This window comes from Komagataeibacter melomenusus (assembly GCF_013155395.1).
Classification (GTDB): Bacteria; Pseudomonadota; Alphaproteobacteria; order Acetobacterales; family Acetobacteraceae; genus Komagataeibacter; species Komagataeibacter melomenusus.
On the sequence record NZ_JABJWC010000086.1, the window covers coordinates 1 to 5,182 of the forward strand.

The window sequence follows — 5,182 nt, forward strand, 5'->3', positions numbered from 1 at the left end:
ATCCAGGATCTGGCCTGACATCGGCAAATACCCGGCGTTGCGCAGGGTGGCATCAAAGCGGTTGAACAGCCCATCGATCGCACCCGCCTGGGTCAGACGCTTTTGACACAGCCAGACCGTTTTGGCATCCGGCACCCGATCTGAAAGTCCCAGACCAAGGAAACGCATAAAGGAGAGGCGATCGTTGATCAGATATTCCGTCCGCTCATCAGACAAATTGTTGAGCGTCTGGATCACCAGAATTTTGAACATCAGCACAGGATCAAATGGCGGTCGTCCGCCTTTGCTGCCGTCAGAATACGCCAGAGCCTTCTCCAGGTCAGGGCGGAAGACTTCAAAATCCACAGTCCGGGAAAATGCTTCGAGCTGATCACCAAGCCCGCTCAAGCGGGCAAGCCGCTCTTCAACGTCAAAAAATCCCGTCTGCTTCATGATCCATACTCCAATCAACGCAAGGAAAATGGAATCACAGAGCAGACCTCAATACCAGAGGGTTTTTCGAACCCTCCATCTGTATCGATCATTATTGCACGGATTGTATGGTATATGGTCGAATGGAATATCATCGAATGTATGGAAATTCCATCCCATGTCAGCATACCCCTATCTCGCCCACTGGAAAGAAGAGATCAGCCGGAGTCCGAACGCGATTTACATGACGCTGGCCGATGCCCTGGCGCTTTCCATCCGCAAGGGCGACCTGAGGGAAGGCGACAGGTTGCCACCACAGCGCACGATCGCGGAGTATCTCGGCACCAATCTGACGACCGTGACCCGGGCCTTTACCGAGGCCCGCCGACGCGGCCTGATTGACGCAACGGTCGGCCGAGGAACCTTTGTCCGTGTCGGCGCGGGGGAAAGCCACTGGCGCCATACGGGACCGGCTGTGGTGGATCTGACCATGAACCTGCCACCGATCCCGCAGGAACCACCGCTTCAGCGGATCATCCAGAGCGACATCGCAGCCATCCTGAAACAGCAGGATCTGAACAGCCTGATGTCCTACCGGGTGACGGGTGGCACACAGGAAGAACGCCAGCTTGGCGCGAAATGGATCGCGCCCGTCATCGGTCAGCGGCGAACGGATGAAATCCTTGTCTCACCTGGTGCCCAGAGCGCTCTGGCGGCCACTGTCAGCACCCATACCCAGCCGGGCGATGTGATTGTCACCGACCGTATTGCCTATCCCGGCATCCGGACCATCGCGGCGCAGTTCGATCTTATTCTGGTCGGCGTGGACAGCGACATGGACGGGATGATGCCGGACCAGCTCGATCGCGTCTGCGCCGAACATCATCCCCGGATGCTCTACTGCATTCCGACCATCCACAATCCCACCACGGCCACGATGTCCCTGCAACGACGCAAGGATATCCTGAAGGTTGCCCAGCATCATCATCTGCATATTGCCGAGGATGACCCCTACAGCCTGCTGATGGACAATCCGCTACCGGCGCTGGCAGCACTCGACCATAGCCGTGTCAGCTACGTGGCTACCCTTGCCAAGACGCTCAGTCCGGGCCTGCGCATCGCCTATGTGGCCCTGCCCAATGCGGACATGACCCGACGGGTCGCGGCGGCCATCCGGGCCATTGCGCTCACCAATGCCGGTCTGCTCAGCGCGCTGACGGCGCGGTGGATGCAGACAGGGCAGGCGCATACGATCCTGCACGCCATCCAGAAAGAACTGCGCCTGCGCCAGTCCATTGCCCGCAGGGTGCTGGGGGAGGGGCATTGCATGAACCCCGACGGGCCGCATGTGTGGCTGAAACTGCCGGACTGGTGGGGCAGTGCGGATTTTGTGGCCTATGCCCGCAGGCGGGGACTGGCGCTGGTGCCCAGCACCGTTTTCACCATCAGTGGCGAGCCGCCGCAGCGGGCCCGGATTGCATTGGGCAGCGCACCGGATGCTGCAAGCCTTGAGGAATCCCTGCATGGCGTGCTGTCGGTCCTGCAACACAAACGCTCACCCGGCTTTGCCGATATTGTGTGACCTGCGCGCAGTGTCTGGAATCGATGGGACCATCTGATTCCGGGGCGCGCCATGCGGGCACACGGAAAAACAAAAAGGCACTTCATTCACGACTGCGTGATTATAAAATCAAGCTAAAACAGACCTTTATGGATACACCTTACGATTGTATGGTTGTCGTATATTTCTTGTATGCCTCTGTCGTGGCAGGATGGCGGCATGTAATCTGATTTGATCCGTTTGTACCTTTTTCATAAGGCATACAATATTTTGGCTCTCTGCCATCCCGTGCCACGTTTGCCTCGGCAACGCGGTCAGTCCCGGCTCCCTGCCGGAGACCGCAGCACACGGGAGAGATACCATGCCGAAAGTCGAACACGCTCCGTACAAAGACGGCGACTGCTTCGTCAATTATGAAAACAAGGTTTTTGAGGACGTCAAAGCCCAGCCCGGCGAAAAAGCCCTCATCACCTTCCACACCGTCGCCAATGAAGGCTCGGTCGGGTTCGTCAACCTGCTGCAGGCCACCCGCCTGATCCGCAAGGGCTTCGAGACGTCGGTGCTGCTATATGGACCGGGTGTCACCCTTGGTGTGCAGCGCGGCTTTCCCCGTCTGGGCGACGAAGCCTTTCCGGGGCACATGAACTGCAACAAGCAGATCGCAAAAATCCTTGAGGAAGGCGGAAAGGTCTATGCCTGCCGCTTCGCGCTTCAGGCCCTCTACGGCTACGGCGAGCAGAACCTGATCCCCGGCATCACGCCCATCAACCCGCAGGACGTGCTCGACATCATCCTGCTGGCCCGGCGCGACAACGCCTTCATCCTCAATACCTGGACCCTCTGAAGGCCGAAGGGAGGACCGTACGCCATGTCCCGTATCGTTCGTGCCGCAGCCATCCAGATCAGCCCCGTCCTTGGTGACGATGGTCTGGGAACTGCCCGGAAAGTCTGTCAGGCCATCCGCGAGGCCGCCGAAAAAGGCGTGAAACTGGCGGTCTTTCCCGAAACCTTTGTGCCGTACTATCCCTATTTCTCGTTCATCCAGCCGGCTTTCCGCTTCGGTGGGGAGCATCTGGCGCTTTACGAACGCGCCGTCGTCATTCCCGGTCCGGTCACCGACATGGTGGCCGAGGCCGCGCGCCAGACCGGCATGGTCGTGGTGCTGGGCGTGAACGAGCGCGATTTCGGCACGCTCTACAACACCCAGATCATCTTCGACGCCACGGGTGAAATCCTGCTCAAACGCCGCAAGATCACGCCCACCTACCATGAACGCATGGTCTGGGGGCAGGGCGATGGCGCAGGGCTGAAAGTGGTGGACAGTGCCGCCGGTCGCATTGGCGCACTGGCCTGCTGGGAGCATTACAACCCGCTCGCCCGCTACGTGCTGATGACCCAGCATGAGGAAATCCATTGCGCCCAGTTCCCCGGTTCGCTGGTAGGGCAGATCTTTGCCGACCAGATGGAAGTCACTATCCGGCATCATGCGCTGGAATCAGGCTGCTTTGTGGTGAACGCCACGGGTTGGCTGACGGAAGAGCAGATCAAGGAAATAGCCCGCGATCCCGCGCTGGAAGGGCCGCTGCGGGGTGGGTGTTTCACGGCCATCGTCTCGCCCGAGGGCAAGCTGCTGGGCACGCCGCTGACGGAAGGCGAGGGGATGGTGATTGCTGATCTCGACTTCGCGCTGATTACCAAGCGCAAGCGGATGATGGATTCCGTGGGGCATTACGCACGCCCCGAACTGCTCAGCCTGCTGCTCGACCGGCGGCCTGCCCGCACCGTTCATTACGTTGGTGAAGCCAATCCGGTTCCCACATCTACAGATGAGGCTGCGTCATGACCATTCCGACGCTCGGTACACTTTCTGGTCGCAAGCTCGCCACCGACCTGCAATCCTTCGGGCTTCAGATCGGTGAGCAGACCGGCGGCATTGCCCGCAAGGGAGGCGCCGGTCCTTCGGATCACAAGACGATTACCATTGCAGGCCAGACCGTCATGGTCCCGGTCTATACATCCGGCGCGCGGCATTCACCATTCCAGGCCAGCCCGCCGGACCAGCACGGGGCCAGCACGCTGCTACGCGATGGGCAGACACTGGGCACGATCCATTTTCCGGCCGCCCCGCGCTTTTACGGACTGAGCACGGCGGACGGCATTCCCTACTGGAAGATCGCCCTGCTGCATGGCCGTGACACGCTGGCGACCACGGTGCACCAGACCTGCATCCGCTATGCCGACCGGCGCACCTCCTGTCAGTTCTGCGCCATCGGCCAGTCGCTGGAGGCCGATCGGACGATCGCTTACAAGACACCGGCGCAGCTTGCCGAGGTCGCCAAGGCCGCCGTGGAACTGGACGGCGTGCGCGACATGGTGCTGACCACCGGCACGCCCAATGTGGTTGATCGGGGTGCTGCCGTGCTGGCGGAATCAGCCCGTGCCATTCGGGCGGCTGTGGATCTGCCGCTTCAGGTCCAGTGCGAGCCGCCGCGCGATCACGGCTGGTTCCAGCGCCTGCGCGACGCCGGGGCCGACAGCCTGGGTATGCATCTCGAAGCCGCAACACAGGCGGTGCGCGAGAAGATCATGCCCGGCAAGGCCACGGTCAGCGTGGATCGCTATATGGACGCTTTCGCCAGCGCCGTGCCGGTCTTCGGGCGCGGGCAGGTCAATACCTACATTCTGGCCGGTCTTGGCGACAGCGCCGCAGATATTCTGGCTCTGGCCGAACGCCTGATTGCGCTCGGGGTCTATCCCTTCGTGGTGCCGTTCGTGCCGATTTCCGGCACACCGCTGGAAAATCACGCGCCGCCTTCGGCCGATTTCATGAAGTCCGTGCTGGCCCCACTGGGGCGCATGCTGCGCGAGGCGAACATGAAATCCACCGACATCCGCGCCGGGTGTGGCCGGTGTGGCGCCTGTTCCTCCCTTTCGGCGTACGAATAATGACAGCGATCCTCGAAGGCGTGGACGACCGCCCGTTCATCCCTACGGAATATGTCGTGCGGCTGGTCCGCACGCCGTGGGAACGGGCTGGCTACCATGCGCTGCGCCGCGACGTGTTCTGCACCGAACAGCAGGTGTTTGCGGATGATGACCGGGACGCAATCGACGCGGTTGCCATTCCCATCATCGCGGCGTGCTGCATGGCGGGCATGCCGGACCGGGTGGTGGGCGCCGTGCGCATCCATGAAGCCGAACCCGGCGTCT

At 61.1% G+C, this 5,182-nt stretch carries 6 protein-coding genes; 5 read left to right on the plus strand and 1 reads right to left on the minus strand.

Annotated elements, in window-relative coordinates; translation table 11 throughout:
- Positions 1 to 432: transposase (locus tag HNW77_RS16875; protein WP_172159245.1), on the minus strand; the 432-nt coding region annotated here is incomplete at its 3' end.
- Positions 433 to 589: 157 nt separating this feature from the next.
- Here HNW77_RS16875 and HNW77_RS16880 point away from each other — a divergent pair.
- The 5 genes from HNW77_RS16880 to HNW77_RS16900 all read left to right on the plus strand — a co-directional run.
- Positions 590 to 1,993, plus strand: coding sequence for an aminotransferase-like domain-containing protein (locus HNW77_RS16880; RefSeq protein WP_014106934.1), 1,404 nt, complete (start codon positions 590 to 592; stop codon positions 1,991 to 1,993).
- Positions 1,994 to 2,333: 340 nt separating this feature from the next.
- A complete protein-coding gene (locus HNW77_RS16885) occupies positions 2,334 to 2,816 on the plus strand; it encodes an MSMEG_0572/Sll0783 family nitrogen starvation response protein (protein ID WP_010512510.1) in 483 nt (160 codons plus the stop codon).
- 24 nt (positions 2,817 to 2,840) lie between these two features.
- Complete coding sequence (locus tag HNW77_RS16890; protein WP_172159246.1) at positions 2,841 to 3,815, plus strand: Nit6803 family nitrilase; 975 nt, start codon at positions 2,841 to 2,843, stop codon at positions 3,813 to 3,815.
- Entirely contained in the window at positions 3,812 to 4,918 is a 1,107-nt protein-coding gene (locus HNW77_RS16895) for an MSMEG_0568 family radical SAM protein (protein ID WP_172159248.1), read from the plus strand. Before HNW77_RS16890 ends, HNW77_RS16895 begins: the two co-directional genes overlap by 4 nt.
- The coding region (locus HNW77_RS16900; RefSeq protein ID WP_338033803.1) for an MSMEG_0567/Sll0786 family nitrogen starvation N-acetyltransferase at positions 4,918 to 5,182 on the plus strand (265 nt) is incomplete at its 3' end. The genes HNW77_RS16895 and HNW77_RS16900, both read left to right, overlap by 1 nt.